At 56.2% G+C, this 17,370-nt stretch carries 12 protein-coding genes; 4 read left to right on the top strand and 8 right to left on the bottom strand.

Annotation, left to right across the window (positions count from 1 at the left end; all coding sequences use genetic code 11):
• Positions 1 to 96 precede the first annotated feature (96 nt).
• Positions 97 to 648 (top strand): APC family permease, encoded by a 552-nt coding sequence (locus IE093_RS10070; RefSeq protein WP_229803456.1) that lies wholly within the window; start codon positions 97 to 99, stop codon positions 646 to 648.
• Between the two features lie 88 nt (positions 649 to 736).
• Here IE093_RS10070 and IE093_RS10075 read toward each other — a convergent pair whose 3' ends face one another.
• Together IE093_RS10075 and IE093_RS10080 are read right to left on the bottom strand one after the other, a co-directional pair.
• Positions 737 to 1,255, bottom strand: a complete 519-nt coding sequence (locus tag IE093_RS10075) for a hypothetical protein (protein ID WP_189468751.1) — start codon at positions 1,253 to 1,255, stop codon at positions 737 to 739.
• A 466-nt stretch (positions 1,256 to 1,721) separates the two neighbouring features.
• Positions 1,722 to 2,864: a hypothetical protein gene (locus IE093_RS10080; RefSeq protein WP_189468753.1), complete on the bottom strand. Its 1,143-nt coding sequence runs from the start codon at positions 2,862 to 2,864 to the stop codon at positions 1,722 to 1,724.
• 184 nt (positions 2,865 to 3,048) lie between these two features.
• On the opposite strand from IE093_RS10080, the gene IE093_RS10085 reads away from it, so the two are divergent.
• Entirely contained in the window at positions 3,049 to 6,300 is a 3,252-nt protein-coding gene (locus IE093_RS10085; RefSeq protein ID WP_189468755.1) for an EAL domain-containing protein, read from the top strand.
• Here IE093_RS10085 and IE093_RS10090 read toward each other — a convergent pair.
• The 5 genes from IE093_RS10090 to IE093_RS10110 all read right to left on the bottom strand — a co-directional run bounded on the left by IE093_RS10090 (position 6,253) and on the right by IE093_RS10110 (position 12,855).
• Positions 6,253 to 6,465 carry a DUF1153 domain-containing protein gene (locus IE093_RS10090; RefSeq protein ID WP_189468757.1) on the bottom strand — a complete coding sequence of 71 codons (213 nt, stop codon included), beginning with the start codon at positions 6,463 to 6,465 and terminating at the stop codon, positions 6,253 to 6,255. The genes IE093_RS10085 and IE093_RS10090 overlap by 48 nt on opposite strands.
• A 119-nt stretch (positions 6,466 to 6,584) precedes the next feature.
• Positions 6,585 to 7,250, bottom strand: coding sequence for a hypothetical protein (locus tag IE093_RS10095; protein ID WP_229803458.1), 666 nt, complete (start codon positions 7,248 to 7,250; stop codon positions 6,585 to 6,587).
• A 214-nt stretch (positions 7,251 to 7,464) separates the two neighbouring features.
• Positions 7,465 to 7,821, bottom strand: a complete 357-nt coding sequence (locus tag IE093_RS10100; protein ID WP_189468759.1) for a hypothetical protein — start codon at positions 7,819 to 7,821, stop codon at positions 7,465 to 7,467.
• Between the two features lie 62 nt (positions 7,822 to 7,883).
• Entirely contained in the window at positions 7,884 to 11,393 is a 3,510-nt protein-coding gene (locus tag IE093_RS10105; protein WP_189468761.1) for an O-linked N-acetylglucosamine transferase, SPINDLY family protein, read from the bottom strand.
• 268 nt (positions 11,394 to 11,661) lie between these two features.
• The gene (locus IE093_RS10110; RefSeq protein ID WP_308427198.1) at positions 11,662 to 12,855 is read right to left on the bottom strand and encodes a FliC/FljB family flagellin; all 1,194 of its coding nucleotides are present in this window, start codon (positions 12,853 to 12,855) and stop codon (positions 11,662 to 11,664) included.
• Positions 12,856 to 13,414: 559 nt separating this feature from the next.
• On the opposite strand from IE093_RS10110, the gene IE093_RS10115 reads away from it, so the two are divergent.
• Together IE093_RS10115 and IE093_RS10120 are read left to right on the top strand one after the other, a co-directional pair.
• Positions 13,415 to 13,642, top strand: coding sequence for a DUF2835 family protein (locus tag IE093_RS10115; protein WP_189468762.1), 228 nt, complete (start codon positions 13,415 to 13,417; stop codon positions 13,640 to 13,642).
• A gap of 77 nt (positions 13,643 to 13,719) precedes the next feature.
• Positions 13,720 to 15,408 (top strand): GGDEF domain-containing protein, encoded by a 1,689-nt coding sequence (locus tag IE093_RS10120; protein ID WP_189468763.1) that lies wholly within the window; start codon positions 13,720 to 13,722, stop codon positions 15,406 to 15,408.
• A 98-nt stretch (positions 15,409 to 15,506) separates the two neighbouring features.
• Here the strand turns inward: IE093_RS10120 and IE093_RS10125 are convergent, their stop codons facing one another.
• Entirely contained in the window at positions 15,507 to 17,282 is a 1,776-nt protein-coding gene (locus tag IE093_RS10125) for a methyl-accepting chemotaxis protein (protein WP_229803460.1), read from the bottom strand.
• Positions 17,283 to 17,370: the final 88 nt, after the last annotated feature.

A 17,370-nucleotide genomic window follows, 5' to 3' on the forward strand; every position in this document is an offset into this window, starting at 1 on the left:
AGGGGATCCCGCCGTTTTGCGTTGTCGAGGTCGTTCGGGCTACGCCCTCACGACCTCGACGACACACGATCTCGGCTTTCTCATCTTGATTGTCGCGTGACTCTCACCTTGATTGTCGCTGTACACGCTGCAGCCGCGGGAGGCAACTGGCTAGGCACGTTGACCGCCATCGCCACGGCACTGGCCTGGGGTGTCGCTGTTTCCATCGTGTCGCAAGCTGCGGTGTCACGTCTGCTTTTCTCCATGTCTCGCGATGGCAAGTTGCCAAAAGCACTATCGCTCATCCATGAACGCTATCGTACCCCTCATGTCAGCCTCTATCTGGTGGCCGCGCTGTCCCTGATCATCGGGATTGTCTTCCTCGATGCGCCTGATGTTCTGACAACGCTGGTGAATTTCGGTGCATTGACCGGCTTTTGCATTCTGCATGTGTCGGTCATCAGCCATTACCGTATCCGTCAACGCTCACATCGCTTGCTGGCACATCTAGCCTTCCCGCTCATCGGACTCCTCATCATCGGCTATGTGCTGATCAGCATGAGCGCCTATGCCAAAGTGCTCGGTCTAGCCTGGATCGCCATTGGCATGGTGTACCTGGCAATACTGATCAAGCGTGGCAAAGGGGTGCATCTCGCATCGGAAATCTAATTGATTAGACTTGGCGCCCTATCGCATTGCGAAAGGGCGCTCTTACTCAAGGCATCGACGCTGGCAGACCACGAATCCGTTTCTTGCCTCAATACTGACGAGGTTTTATCTGCTCGAACTGGGCTTTCAGGTCGATCTCTTTGGTATGGATGGTCGAGGTCATCGCTTTTCCCGAACGCGCTACCCACACGATCTCGTTATTGCCAGGCACCAGCAATTGGTTCGCCTCCTCGGCGGATGCGGGAGTACCGCCATTGATCGAGCGAATGATGCCTCGCTCCAGCCCAAATCCTCGCAGCGGACTGTTCTTGGCGACACGCAGTACCCGCAACCCACCGACGTCGATCAACTCGTCGGGAATGTCTTCATCCGCATCCGCGGCGTGAGAAGCGCTCTCCTCTTGCCCCTCGAACAGCTCATCGTTCAGGGAGGTATTGATCTTCGTGCACAGCATGGCCGCGACGAACAACACGGCATTCACCAGCGGCGCCCCAATCAAAGCGGCATCGCCATACTTGATGATGAGATACGTCGAATACGGCGACAACAACGCTGTCACCGACCAGATAATGATCTCGAGAATATTGCGTTCCCTGCGCTGAAACATCGCGCATCCCCACCCTGCGTTAGCGAATAGCCCCAGGCATTATCGCTTGAACCTTCATGAGGACCGGGTTGTCCCTGGTTGAAAGTCTGCGACCAAGTCGTGGACTGGCTATTGTTATATGGCCAAATGGCCGTTTGGGAAACACTGAATAAATGCCTGCGCATCAATCGCTGCGTTGCGCGGTGCCGAAGCGTCGGACCGGCGGATCCTCACATATACCCCATGTGCTCCGGGCGCCTTGCGCTAGATCCTGCTCGTCGATTTAGTCAGCGCTTCCTTTGATGGATTAATTATGCTTAGATGAAACAAGGCATTTCCTAATCCATTATCTAATCCATTACCATCCGATTTTATAAACTCACGAATCGAAAATGTCATGTAAATAAATGAAACGCAACGCAACAAATTGCAGTTTCGTAACATCATCTCGGGTTCGTGAACGATATCGCCATTCGCAGCGACTCCTTCAACGAAACAGATAACGCTCGCCACCACGCCGGCTTTTTCGCTCCAGCCATGACACCCCGTGCAACACATGAATGGCAAGTGGCACGACCAACCTCAACAACCCCAGGCCGAGGTAGAGGCATGGCAACAAGATCAGGGTCCAGCCCAGAAACTGCACCAGCCTGACGGGATATCCCAACGTCCTCGCCACCGCCGCCAGGGCATCGCTGACAATCGCGGGATGCCGAACGACAAGATAGGTACCCGCCAGAACAGTCGGCCACTGAGCATAACGGCCTACGTTGACCAACCCTGCTGCCACGCTGAAATGGCTTGCCAATGCCGTATTGCGGCGCGTCGCATCCGCCGCGCGTGCAGACCTCGCACTGGCGCGCCCCATCCGTAACAGCTTGACAGCGCTGACCATGACCGCCCCATCGGCGAGTGCCCAACCGATATCCTCGGCCTCCACTTCCTGGCCACGTCTCACCCGGCTTTCGAGCTGGCGAATACCACCGGCAAACAACGAGTTGGCCGCTTCGAGCAGGCGTTCGCTCTGAATCCACTTCACCTCACCATCGGCACCGAGGGTGAACTGTCCGAGAAACCCATGCCCTTCCTCGGCAATGAGATCGACCGCATGCCAGCCCCGCTGCTCGGGAGTCAGGGTCATCGAGACATCCCCATCTGGGTTCTCGACCACTCGCTGCGGAGTTGAAGTTGACGTCCCGTTCTGCCACCAGTGCCGCGTCGCGGCCCTGACCGACTGCAACTGCCTTGCCGCCGCATCGCGCAGTGCCAGGGTATGAACATCATGGTGCAGAAAGTAATGGATGGGAGGCAGTATGACCGAGCCGTACTCGCGCAATACCGCCTGGAACTCGGGCTCAGTACCATAGCGCGGCAGAATCTCACGTATGAGTTCAGGGAATTCGAGCAGCGCCGCCTCGGCCTTCAACCGCAACAAGTCGTCATGGCGGTAATCGAGCAGCACCGCCTGCACCTCCAACGGCTCCCGTTCCAACTGCTCGGCATATTCGGGGTAGGCCTCGGCGGCCTGGACACGAATCATGCGTTCTTCCACCGCCATGGGCCGACTGGCCAGGCTGATCGCAACGGCTACCACCAACGCGATTCCCATCATATAGGCGAACTTGCGCATGGCTCTCTCCTGTCGGCATGCCTGCATGCCCCACCTCCTGCCAATGGAGCGCATGATCCCCCACGAGCAAGACACAAAGACCTTATGGCATTATCGGCCCCTATTCGAAAATGTTTAATTACGTGCCAGGCACTCGCAAGCGGGAGTGCCTCAACTTTTTCGAACTGCCTGCCGATATGGTGGTATGACAACAACCGCCGGTCGCTTCAACAACCCACAGAGGGCCATTGCCCCGCTTATGCACATGACAGCACAGGAAGCGTTTCGGTCACTGGCCGACTGCATGACTCTGGAGTCCAATACGCTCTTTTTCAGCCGCCTCGTGGTTCGGCTAGCCGACACCCTGGGCGTGGACCATGTGCTCGCGGCACGCATACTGCCCGACAAGCAGCATGCACGTACCCTGGCCGTGTGGAGTCGTGGCCAGCAGCGGGACGATTTCACCTATCCCCTGGCCGGCACTCCCTGCGAGCAAGTGCTCGACAACAGCGTCTGCTTTTTTCCAGAGAAGGTCAGTCAGCGCTTTCCCCATGATGCCATTCTCATCCAATTGAAAGCCGAAGCGTACCTCGGGATGCCTATCACCGCTCCCGATGGGCACCCTCTTGGCCTGCTGGCTATCCTTCACGACACTCCCCTGCCCGACTTCGGGTTCGCCGACGAGATCATACGTATCGCGGCAGCACGCACCGGCGCCGAACTGATACGCCAGGACATGGCACAGGCACTGGAGGAAAGCCAGCAGCGCCTGCAAAATCTGATCAGCCACCTGCCGGGGATGGTCTATCGCTGCCACAACGATCGCAACTGGACCATGGAGTTCCTCAGTGACGGCGTCATGGAACTGACCGGCTACCCCGCTGAAGATTTCATCGACAATCGCCGGCGTTCCTTCGCCGACCTGATTCATGAGGACGAACAAGAACGTCTGTTCGATGAAGTGCAGACCAGCATCGCCCGCCGGTCATCGTTCAACGTCACCTACCGAATCACTACCGCCACGGGTGAAACTCGCTGGCTATGCGAACGGGGTAAAGCCATCTTCGATGAGCAGCGAGGCGAGCCTGTACTGGAAGGTTTTATCTGCGACATCAGCAAAGAGGTCCTTTCCGAGCAACAACGCGAACGCCATGAACGCAAGCTCATCGCCACCAATCGCGCACTCAACCTTCTTAGCCACTGCAATGAGATGCTGGTGCATGCCGAGGATGAAGACGAGCTTCTGCAAGACATCTGCCAGTTGGCCGTCGACATCGGTGGTTACCGCATGGCCTGGGTCGGTTTTGCCATGGACGACGCACAACGGACGATCAAGCCACAGGCGAGCGCCGGCGTGGTCGACGGTTTTCTGGACGAAATATGCCTGAGCTGGTCGAGCGATCTACCCAATGGCTGTGGTCCATCCGGCATAGCGGTACGTAGTGGCTTACCACAGATCATCGTCGACTTGGCCTGCGACCCTAATCACACCCCTTGCCACGATGCCGCGCTCTCACGGGGCCACCGAAGTGTCATCTGCTTGCCACTCAAGAATTCACAGCGCACTTTTGGCGTGCTGCTGCTATATCAAGGCACGACGTCTCCCATCACCGACGACGAACGGCGCTTGCTCTGCGACCTGGCCGACGATCTCGCCTTCGGTATCGCCACCTTACGCGCCCGGCAACGCCAGCAGCGCATCCAACACGCAGTGATGCAGATCGCTACGGCGGTGACCTCGCGCAGCAGCGATGCCTTCTTTCTGCAACTTGCACAACACATGGCAAGCGCGCTGGGTGCCGGAGCCAGTTTTGTGGTTCGATTGTCGTCTTCGACACCCCCTATGGCCGACACACTGGCTGCTGTCGTCGATGGGCAGCGAGTGGAGAATGCCCAGTACGACCTGTCGCATACCCCATGCGAACGCGTGTTGCGTGAAGGCGAATTCCTGCTCAACGACTGCTCCATCGATGACATATCTGCAACTGCCAGGGATGCACTGCCCTGGGTCAAGGCGTATGCCGGACGACGCCTCGACAACACATCTGGCAAGCCTATCGGCCTGTTGTCGATTCTGTTCCGCGAGCCCATCGAAGACCCCGAGTTCGTGACCTCGATCTTGAGGATCTTTGCCGCTGGCGCGGCCGCCGAATTGGAACGCCAGCGCGATGAAATGCATATACGTCGCCTGGCCTACACCGATATCCCAACGGACTTGCCCAACCGCACCGCCTTCCGCGAACGCCTTGACGACATCCTGCATCAAGCCCCGAATCGCTTGTCGCTGCTGTTTCTCGACCTCAACCGATTCAAGGAAATCAACGATATCCATGGACATGATGTCGGTGACCAGATACTTGCCGATGTCGCGAAGCGCTTCCAACAGGCCCTGGAGGCGGGTGAGTTTCTCGCCCGCCTGGGGGGCGATGAATTCGTGGTCATCCTCGAGGAAGTCGGCACCCTGGAAGCCATCCAGTGCACACGGCGTCTACAGGAGACACTGGACACCCCTTTCTTGGCCAAGGAGCAAACCTTCCATCTAGAGGTCAGCATCGGCATCGCCTGCTATCCCGATCACGCCTCGTCCGCCAGCGAGCTGCTGCAACACGCCGATATCGCTATGTACCAGGCCAAACATCGGACATGTCGCTACTGCCTTTACCAGCCGGCCATGGGGCAAGACATGGCGTCTCGACTGGACATGGCCAAACGACTTTCCCAGGCGATAGACGACGACCGCCTGGAGCTCTATTACCAAGCACAAGTGGAAATCGCCAGCGGTCGCCTGATCGGCGCCGAAGCGTTATGTCGTTGGCACGACGATGAGCTCGGCTGGGTCAGTCCGGGTGATTTCATTCCCCTTGCCGAGGAACGTGGCATGATCGGTCGTCTGGGCCACTGGGTCATCGAGGCTGCTTGCCGACAGCTTGCTGCCTGGCGAGACCAGGGGCTCCCTCTACCGGGCCAGTTAGCGATCAACGTCGCTTCCCAGCAACTCGACGACCGACGTCTGATGCAGACGCTGGAACAGATCTTGCGCAGGCACCGAATCGCCTCAAGCCAACTGTGTTTGGAAATTACCGAAAGCAGCTTCATGAACGACCCCGAACAGGCCATCGCCATGGCGGATGCGCTAAAGGTCCAGGGTTTTGGGTTGGCCATCGACGATTTCGGCACCGGCTACTCCTCGCTCGCCCATCTCAAGCGTTTCGCGGCCGACAAGATCAAGATCGATATCTCCTTCATCCGCGACATGCTGACCGACACCAACGACCACACCATCGTCAAGACCATCATCGCCATGGCCCAGAACCTGGGCCTGGAAACCATCGCCGAAGGCATTGAGCTCCAGGCCCAGGGCGAGGCTTTGCGCAGGCTGGGTTGTGAACAGGCTCAGGGGTTCCTCTATTCACGCCCGCAATCCGCCACGCATTTCACCGATCACTGGTTGCGTTGAGGCCTTGCTGCGCTGGGCTTCCTCGACCCTGCCCTTGACCTCGGAGACCGTCAAGTCGTACTGGCGCGCCACTTCGGCGGCCGTTGTCTTGCCCTTGAAAATGTTCATGACCACGGCGGCTTTGCGCTTGGCGGTCCAGCGTTTGACGGACAGTCCTTCGCTCATGGCATCCTCCTGACGACTGCACTATAGCCTGTGCAACTCAGAAGGGGGTCACTTCAGCAGTACCATTTTTCATCATGGCTCAGGGGCCGCGCACGGCCCCTGGCAGCAAGGAAGGTAAGTCAGAAGGTATAACTGATGCCCAGTACTGCGACCGGGTAAACCGAGAGCTTATCGGCATCCTGCTCGAGCTCGCGCTCTTCGGCGCGCAGGTTCTCCTGGAAGTCGGGATCGTTGGTACCGCTGCCCGATGCGCTCAACGAAACGTCGATATTGGTGGCCATCACACCCAACTCGGAAAAGAACCCGAAACCATTGCGGTGCGAACTGCGCCATCCCAGGCCCACATAAGGCTGCACGCCATCGGCGATCGTCAGTTTGCCGTGAACGCTATCCAGATTGTAAGTCTGACCATTGAGCTCATAAGTTCCGCCATTGGTGGGGCGACCGATTACGTTCGCTTCCATGTCCGGAAACATGGCTCCAGCGGTGAGATAGAAGCGTCCCGCGAACGGATAGAAATCCAGTTTCAGCGCTCCAGCGGAGATGTCCAAGTCACCCTCGTAAGTAACATCGTCACTCTCATAGTCGCCGTCCCAGCTCAACCCACCGGCATAATTGGCGGTCAGACTGACGCGCTCATGAAAGCGCCAGGAGGCCTCCGCGCCCACGCCAGTAGTCCCGGCCAGCGCTCCCACCGTCACATTACTCTCGAAGGCGTGCGCACTGCTCATCCCCGTACCCAGCAGTGCTGTCATCATGCCCACGGTCAGCCATTTTTTCATCATGAATTCCCTTGCGATATGAATAGGGGACGAAGGCCGGAGTTCCCCCGTCCGCCATCAAAGGGTATCGGCAGTGAACAGAGCGACTTGAGGAAAAACAGCATAGCTGCGGATGAGGGGCATCTTGTGTCGGTACACAGATGACTGTTGCCTAGCACCGGGACTGACACGGTCCTGGAGCACGACGATGTCTCCGACATGCATCCGCTTCTCCCTCCTACCTACTCTGCCACTCCTTGACACGAGTGTAGAGCTGTCGAAAGCGAGTAATGGCCACGGTCTCGTGCGCATCCAGCGATAGCCGCTCGTGTCCACAGCCGCCATCGCTCTCTTGCACCTCGCGCAAGACCCGAGCATGGCGCTTCATCAGGCTATCCAGATTCAGCCGTATCATCTGCAACTCGAGCTGGAATGCCTGCTGTTGCTCCCGGTGCCGCGCCTGGTGCCCTGAATCATCAGTCGCCTCGATCACCGCATCGAAGGTATTGTTGACCAGTGTCTCCATCGTACGAAGGCGCGGAAGAACCTCGTGGATCAGGGCATGGGCGGTAATGTATTGTTCTTCTAGTTCCATCATTACTCCGTTTTGTCCCGTTCGTATTACTACCATTGACCATACCCAACCATATCTCTGTTTCATGCAGGCTGATAGGAATACTCCTGCCACAGTCTGCCTAACTTATCCATATCAACATTATCCTTGATCAGGAAAACACCTGCGGTTTCCGAACTTTCCAATGGCTCCAAAAACTCCAATACTGCATGATACTGTGGTCGGTTCCAGAAATCGTGGATAAAAATTCTGGTTTTCCCGCTGTCTTGGTTCCTAGTCAAGATATGCTCAATGGCAGACAACGTACAAGCAACACGAAAACGACCATCTACGAGTATGAGGTCGAAAGCCGTGTCATGCTCATGGATAGCCCGACTGTAGGTAGGGAACTTGTCGCGACTAGCTGTCGATACCGGATATCCCCATTCTCTGGTGGGGCCGATATCGACCGCTCGTACCTGACAGTTGTCACCAAGCTTGACTTTCAGAGCATTGACCCATTTCTCGTCACTCTCCACACCATGAACAGTCAAGCCTTGCTCTACTGCCCATACGGTAGAACCGCCAGAGCCAAACTCGAAGTAGTGGTTTGCAATTTCCAGCTGCTTCCTGAAAAGCGCCCTTTCATTATCAGACATGAAAGGAGCGCTAGGCAGCTCAATGGTACCACCCTCTTGACTTTTCACCACTCCAATTTCGTGACTATGCTGAAAACTGGAAAGCTCTTGATTACTTGACACTTTCTCTTTGGCTACAGGACTTGCAAGGTAGCCTTGAGCCTTTAGATAGTTTTCTGCCTTTTCCTCATCAACTTGGCACAACAGCTGATATGTCAGATCATGTACGCCAAATTTCGAGCTCAGTATAAACGCCAGTTTTACCCGCTGGTTATCATTCAGCGACTCCATTCTTTGATGGCTGGGAATAAACAACGCATCAGCACTTTCTAACTCCGTGGCTTGATGCTGTTGCAGATCGTCACGATCCGGCAGATGACTACGATAATCCGGTTCATTCAACCGATAGAACTGAAAGCCGTGTCGGGAAGCCCAATGGCTCAATTCAGCCAGGTTGGGCTGGCAATCATAGTTGGGTTGGAAGGCAACTCGCGCCTGGATCAGCAAAGTGTCCTTGAGGGCCTGTTCACCGTGCTCCAAGATAGCCACGCTGTCATTCTTGGCATCCAGGACCAACCAATCCACGGATGGCAAGCCTTCGATCTTGTCCAGCGCTATGGTACTGATGGGGATTTGCGTCAGCACTTGACTCCCCTTGGCTTCATCTTCCGGTACGTGACTCTCACCCAACGGTTTCAAGGTGGCACTCAGCACAGGATCAAGGCACGCATAGAGCGTGCCAGGAAGGCCATCACCCAAGGAGGCATTGGGATAGTAGTGCACGCCCTCCTGTTGCCTGAGAGCGTTGTTCAGCGCCTGACTGGCGGGATCGAAAGCGATCAGCTCCATCGTCTTTTGCTGAAGCATTTGCCGAACCGTATCGTGGCGCAGCAGCTGCCCGCTGTTATCAATGGCGATGATCTTGCCCTCGAATTTCCACTGGAAGTCGTCGTTCTGCTTCTGCTGCTCCGGATGCTGCACTTCGACCGGGTGACTTTCCCCTTCGAAACATGCGTTACCTTCCTTGTTGAAAGTCAAGGCAGCGGGGGCCTTGCCCTCGCAGTAACGCTGCCAGATGCCACGCATGGCGACCGTGAAATGCTGAGCGAAGCGCGGAGCATCGCATACCGGAGATTGCAGCAGCACCTCACGTAGGTGTTGACGTATGGTATTCAAGCTTTGCAAATCGCCAGCGAGCTCTAGCACACGCTCACGATATTCTTCCCAGCTGTTGACAACCAATTCTGGCATGCCGGCATTGACCAAGTGGGTGGCGCTATGACGACCTGCAAAGGTCGGTCCCGGCATGGTGACCACCGGAACCCCCATCAGCATGGCTTCGCAAGTGGTCAAACCACCGGAGTAGGGCCAGGGATCAAGCGCAATATCTATTCGGTTGTAGGCTTCCAGCAAAGCCTTGTGCTTCACAGGGCCTTCGAGAATGACCCGCTCTCGGATAATGTCATGACCTTCAAGAATGGTGTAGATGCTTTCGCAATAATGAGTATTGGTATATTGGCCACCCTTCAGCACTAGCCTTGACCCAGGCACTCGGTGCATCAACTTGGCCCATTCCTCTAGCAATTTCTCATTGACCTTGGCCGGGTTGTTAAAGCAGCCGAAAGTGACATACCCGTTGGATAAGGCGGGCAACCGACCCACCGACGGCGCATAATCGGGTGGTGTATAACAGATATAGTCATCCGGTAGTCGTACCAGCTTCTCGAGATAATAATCATCGACGCCTTCTGGCGTTTCAATATGGTCACTGATCAGGTAGTCAAAAGCCTCAAGGCCAACGGTGTTAAACAAACCGCCTACCCACTTGATGATCAGCGGAGCTGGCTCTCTCGACATAGCCATCAGACGATTGCCAGCGGTATGGCCAGTCATGTCGATCAGAATATCGATCTCATCATGCCGGATCTTATCAGCAAGCGCCTCGTCTGAAAGATGTAGCACATCTTCCCACGAGTCTACGATACCCTGAATTCTTTTCGCGATATGGTCATTGGCCAACTTGTCAGAATAAGCATACAAAGAAATATCATGCTTATTGAGGTTCTCAAGCCCTCCGGTGATCATCTGTCCTACAGGGTGAGAGCGCAAACCACTTGACACCAGACCAATGCGCAATTTTTTATTTTTACTTTTTGCTGTTACAGGCCGTTGAGGACGGGGGCTAGGAGCATACTTTCCTCGCCATTCCGAGGCGATATCGAAAAGATCATCAGCGCTATGTGCTGGGTTGTAGTGTGCCGTGAAAAAATAATTCGAAAAAGCCAGGTGGTGGCCAGGCATCAAACCAATAGCAGTTATATAGTGCTTTTCCGCTTCTTCGAAACGCCCCATGGTGCCATACAGATTTGCCAAATTGCTATGTATACTAGCATTGTTTCCATGCTTCTTAACCAAAGGCTCGAGAATGGTGAGAGCCTGGTCATATTCTCGGGTCTCGACCAGCGCATTGGCCTTCCTGAGTTGAGACAATACCGCATCGGGATTAGACTCTATCGACTTATCCAAATGCTTGATAGCATAAGAGTGTTGCTCCTTCTCCTTATATATATCAGATATCCTTAAATTAGCATGATAATCACCGGGAGAAATAGCCAGTGCTTTTTCTAGATGCTCCAAGGCATCATCAAACCTGCCTAATTTTTGATAGGCCTTACCAATATTGGTGTGGGTTTCCAAGTCGTCGGGCTTGATTTTCAGTGCCTGCTGTAAGGGGAAGATCGCCTCGCTGGGATCACCACTTTCCATTAGGCAGGTGCCCAATGCCTTCCAACCGAAAAGAGCATAGGGAAAGTCGCTTGTCATGCTCTTGGCAATCGCCAAGGCAGCCGGGAAATCCCTTCTTTGGTAGTGGGAGAGAAACTCCTTGGCCCTGGCCTCGATTTTCACTTCGCGTGCTGCCTTTTGCTGGTGACCGGCACCTCTCCTAGCCGGTTGCCTTGATGTCTTGCGCGCCATGTTATCGGGCCTCCAGGTTGTGGGTCACACCAACATGCCACTATAGCGTTTCAACGCTGCACTGATGGCATGAATTGGCCGTGCTTTTCCGGTCTTTTCGCCAGCTCTGGTTCATAGCTGACTGGCAGGTTACTGAGTCAAGCGGCTTCGAAGGTAATTCGGAATATTGTGAGCATGCTGTATTTTGACGCGTTTATATAAAAATGGGATGGCAAATGCCATCCCATCGTTACGGCGGTTACCACCGCGCCCATCACTATTCGGCTGATTAGCCAAGCAGAGACAGCACGCTTTGTGGTACTTGGTTGGCCTGGGCCAGCACGGAGGTACCGGCCTGCTGCAGAATCTGCGCGCGGGTCATGTTGGAGACCTCGACGGCGTAATCCGCATCCTGGATACGTGACCGCGCGGCCTGGAGGTTGGTTTCCGTGGTGCTCAGGTTGGTGATCGCGGAATCGAAGCGGTTTTGGATGGCACCCAGATCGGAACGCAGGCTGTCCACGGTGTTCAGCGAAGAATCCAGCGCCTGCAGCGGGCTAGTGGTACGCTCGTAGGACAGTTGCGAAAGATCAGTCGCGTCGGCTGTCGCATCGAATGTGGCGGTCCCGTTTGCAGTCACGGTGGCCTCGTCTGCTTCCAATGCCATATAGACCACATTGGTTTGCGAGGCCTCGTCCACATTGATGCCAGCATCAGCAAGGGACTGAACTTCAGCCGATGTCAGTTCGGTGGCATCGATGGTGACCTTGGCGAACAGGTCACCGTTGGCATCAGCATAAACGGTGCCTTCACTGCTTGCTGCGGTGGCGCTGGCAAACCCAAAGGTACCGCCAATCATCGCAGCAACAGTGCCGAGAGTAGTGACTGTGGTGCTGGCAGCGTCTCCGATGAATGCATCTGCCTGAGTGGCATTACCAACAACAACACTTTCCGGGCCGTCAACATTGAAAGTGGTCAAGTTAAGAGATCCCGCATTGATCTCTTCCAGAGAGATCGAGATGCTTTCACCATCATTCGAACCCACCTGAATCGTCAGGGACTGATCGGAGGCGAGCACCTTGACGCCGTTGAAGCTGGTTTCCTCGGAGATACGATTGATCTCATTCAGGCGCTGACCGATTTCAGCCTGGATTGACTCCAGGTCGTCGGCGGAGTTGGTGTCGTTCTGCGCCTGAACGCTCAGCTCACGGATGCGCTGCAGGTTGTCGTTGACCTGGTTCAGGGCGCCTTCGGCGGTCTGGGCGACGGAGATGCCGTCGTTGGCGTTACGCTGTGCCTGGGAGAGACCGGTGATCTGGGCAGTCATGCGGTTGGCGATGGCCTGGCCAGCGGCATCGTCCTTGGCGCTGTTGATGCGCAGACCGGAAGACAGACGCTCCATGGAGGTCTGCAGGGCATTTTGCGACTTGGTCAGGTTCTGCTGACCGATCAGGGCGGTGATATTGGTATTGATCACTGACATGATGATGTCCTTCCTAATGTTGAGGGCTCCATTGGCGAGCCTCGAGTCAGCGGCGTTCGTATGGTGCTGATCCGGGGCCTGCCACAACGGCGCCGTTGGCCGTTACCCTATCTATCGGAAGTCATCGGCGAAGCTTTAGGGTCAAGCGGAAAAAATTTTAGAAAAAGGTGGAAGAGCGGTGCTATGCGCCTGAAAGAAGGAAGGTTTTCACCACGTCAACCAATCGTCAGGCTTGCTGGATAATGACGCGGGAGAACTCGAGCAGATCATCGGTGTGGTGGTTGAATCCCGTTTCGATGAGCCCTGCACTCATCAGGATATCGAAAATGTCGCGAGAACTCTGAGGGAGCCCGCTACGACGCAGGCGGATCAGGCGTGCACCTGCGTCTATGGCCGCCTCGCAGGCTCATAACCTCACCCGTCGATTAGACCTTCCTACACTCTACGAGGTGGGGGGACACTCTGGCAACAACGCGTTCACCACAGCTACGATGAAAGACTTCGCGCCCTGTTCCCCGGCCGCTATCCTATGCGAAAAGATCGGAAATATAGCCCACTGATGCCCAGTATCGACGTGGTGATCAACCTGACCCGAGAGGAGTGCCTGGCTCATTACGAAGGCTGGGCACGGAACGTGCGTGCCCGCAGTCTGGATGGACGTCGGGTGATTTTCCCCGCAACGGCACTCCGGCACATCGTTGGCCGCAACGGGGTCGATGGCGTGTATCGACTGACCTACAGCGAGAGCGGCAAGTTCGAGTCGATCGTGGCGCTGAGAGAAAACTGACGCTGCCTCATTGTCCTGACTGGACTACCCTATCATCTATTGCCTATCACATTTCTTTACAAGGAAGCACTCCCTGCATGCATGCCAGCCAGAGACTAAGTTTTCTGAGAACCACCTGGAGAGTGGGGTATCTGGTACTGGCCTGGATGTCCTTGGAGTTGATGGGGCCTGACGTGCAGGCGGGTGAAAACGATCTCACTCCGGTATCGCTGCAATTGCACTGGTATCACCAGTTCCAGTTCGCCGGGTATTACGCGGCCGAGGCACAGGGTTACTTTCGCGATGCCGGCCTCGAGGTGGAGATTCGCGATAGCGGTTACGAGGCGGCTGGCAAAGCGGTCGATCCAGTCGAAGAAGTGGTCTTTCAGCGGGCCGACTTCGGCGTTTCACGCGCGGATCTGCTGATACACCACAGCCAAGGGCTGCCAGTGGTGGTGCTGGCCAATATCATGCAACGCTCACCGCTGGTATTTCTGACTCTGGAACGCTATGGATTCTCACGTCTGGAGGATATCGGACAACGGCCGATTTCGGTGACACTACCCGGCTATGGTACCGACAAGCGCTTGAGTGCCGAAACGGTAGCGGCCTTCCGTAGAGCACGAGTCGATATTCGCGAGCTGAATAATTCACCGCCAACCTGGCAGCTTGATGACCTGTTCAGCGGCAAGACCCAGTTGACCGCCGCCTACTCCACCGCTGAAGCCTATTTCGTCAGACAACGAGGTGGAATACCGGTGGAAATTCACCCTCGAGACTATGGCATCGACCTCTATGGCGACCTGCTGTTCACTAACGCCCACTTTCTGGAACAGGAACCCGAGATCGTCGCCGCCTTTCGCCAGGCGGCTCTCAAAGGCTGGCGATATGCCATGGCACATCCCGAGGAAGTCGCCGAACTGATCCTGGAGCGCTATCCACCACGCACCCCCGATTACGACAGGGATTTCCTGATTCACGAAGCGAGCCGGATACGTGAGTTGATGCAGCCCGACCTGATCGAGATCGGCTACAGCAATCCAGCACGCTGGCAAAGTATCGCCTCAATCTATCGTGACATGGGATTGATCGAGAATGTCGATCTCGACACCTTTCTCCACGATCCACAAGACCCGTCGCCCAATATTGCCGATCTGTGGCAGTGGTCGGTCCCCGGTGCCGTGATGATCCTACTGGCATTGGGGACCGCCGGTTACCTGCATACCGTCAATCGCCGCCTGACCCAGGAAGTTTCGCGCCGCCGCAGCGCCGAGGCCGCACTGCGACAACAGGCGGAGCAGGATGGGCTGACCGGGATAGACAACCGGCGACTGTTCGAGGAGCACTTTCATCGCGAATTCAGTCGAGCCAGACGCCACGGGCATCCGCTGTCGCTGATCGTTTTCGATGTCGACCTGTTCAAGGCGATCAATGACAACTTCGGCCACTTGGCGGGAGATCGCGTGCTGATAGCGATTGCTCGAATCACGCGAGGTGTGCTACGCACCAGCGATCACTTCGCACGCTACGGTGGCGAAGAATTCGCGGTCATTCTTCCCGACACCGGAATCGACGAAGCCCGTCTGGTGGCAGAGCGCATATGGCAGGTCAACCGTGATCATGCCGTACAGGATGAGGCTCGATCGATTCGCTATACCCTGAGCCTGGGGGTCGCAGAGCTCAGTCCGAGCGATGTCACGGCCCAGGCGTTCTTCATGCGCGTCGATACCCTTCTCTACCAGGCCAAGAACGAGGGACGAGACAGGCTATGTCTCGAAGCCGTGTAGATAAAACCTCATCGCTTCACCGTGCAAGACGCCTAGCCACGTGGCTAGGCGTCTCTCGTTAGCATCGAATTGCCGATGATCATCGCCAGTGGAACGTGTCAGAAGGCTTCCCACTCATCGGCGGTTTCGGTTGCGGGCCGCTTGACGGGAACCTTGGGCGTCGCCGGAGAGGAGGCTGTCACTTGCGACCTGGAGGCCTGATTCGTCACCTGGAGCGCCGTCGGCGTCTGTCGGGTAGGAGAGTCCTCACCAAGCACGAAGGTATTGATCAGTTGATTGAGACGTTCGGCATGGCGGCGCATATCGGCAGCGGCGGTCGTGGATTGCTGAACCATGGCGGCGTTCTGTTGCGTCATGGTGTCCAGTTCCGTCACGGCGGTATTGACCTGGCCGATACCGCTGCTCTGCTCCTTGGCGGCGGCACTGATTTCGCCAATGACATCCGTCACTCGCGCCACGCTGGCGACGATTTTCTGCATCGTCTGACCGGCGCTGCGCACCAACTCCGCACCCGACTGGGTATGCGAGACCGAGGTATCGATCAACTGGCGAATCTCGCGCGATGCCTCGCCGGACCGGCTGGCCAGGGTACGTACTTCCTGGGCAACCACCGCGAAACCGCGACCGTGCTCACCGGCCCTGGCAGCTTCCACCGAGGCATTGAGGGCGAGGATATTGGTCTGGAAAGCGATCGCATCGATCATGGTGATGATATCGCTGATCTTGCTTGCCGAGTCATTGATATCGTTCATCGTGAGCTCCACCTGGTCCATGGCGGCCTCGCCCTGGCGCGCCACCTCGGCGGTGGATTGCACCAGTTGGTTGGCCTGCCGAGCGGATTCAGCGCTATGGTTCACCGTCGAGGTGATTTCTTCCATGGATGCCGAAGTTTGCTGCAGGTTGGCAGCCGCCTGCTCGGTTCTCGAAGCCAGTTCCTCACTACCCTGGGCAATCTCGCCGGCTGAACGATAGACGCTGCCTGTGCTCGTGCGCACCTCGCGCAAGGTATCCTGCATACGCGAGGCGAAGGCATTGAACTGGGTGGCCAGGTTGCCGATCTCGTCGTCGCTCTCGACTTTCAGACGGCGTGTCAGGTCACCCTTGCCCTGGGCGATATCCTGCATAGCGGCTGCGGTGCGGCGAATTGGCTGGACGGTGCGCCGCACCAGCCAGATGGCCATGAGGGAACCCCCAATGAACATCAAGGCCCCGACCAGAACGGCCATGAGGATGGAACGGCGCAAGTCGCGTGCTGCAGCGGCTTCGATATCGGCCATCGCCTCATCGATATCGGTGACATAGATGCCGGCACCCAGCATCCAGTGCCATTTATCGATGCCATCGGCATAGGAGAATTTTTGTTCGACCGTGCTGGTTTTCGGGTTCAGCCACTCGTATCCATAAAAATCACCTTTCCCCTGCTTGGCAATATCGATCATTCCCCTGATCAGGTAATTGCCGTTGCTGTCTTGTACGTCCAGCATATTGGTGCCTTCGCGCTCCGGTGACGGAGGCAAGACCAGATTGTTGCCGTCAAAATCGTAGGCAAAGATATAGTTGCCATCATCGAAACGCATGCTGCGCAGGATTTCCTTGACCTCCTCCTGTGCCTCGGCATCGTTGGTGCCAGCCGTGGCGACGATCGGCGCAATCGTGGATTTGGCCACTTCAACAACATTTCGAATGGCGACTTTGCGGGTTTCGATCAGTTTGGCGCGCTGATCGGCCAGGCTGATACGCGTGTCCTGGATGCGGCCATACGAAGCAATGGAGACCAAGGCGACGATCACCAGCAGCATGGGGATCATGACCAACGCCAGCATCTTCGTTTGCAGACTAAAAGACAGCCGGTGACGCAGTTCGGACTTTTTCATTCGTATTAGCACTCCCAGGAAAGAACACGGTAAATTGGATAGACCAATTATCGACAGGGGCGACGTTATCTTTAGGGGACGAGGCGTG

It is taken from the genome of Litchfieldella qijiaojingensis (assembly GCF_014651875.1).
GTDB classification, from domain to species: Bacteria; Pseudomonadota; Gammaproteobacteria; order Pseudomonadales; family Halomonadaceae; genus Litchfieldella; species Litchfieldella qijiaojingensis.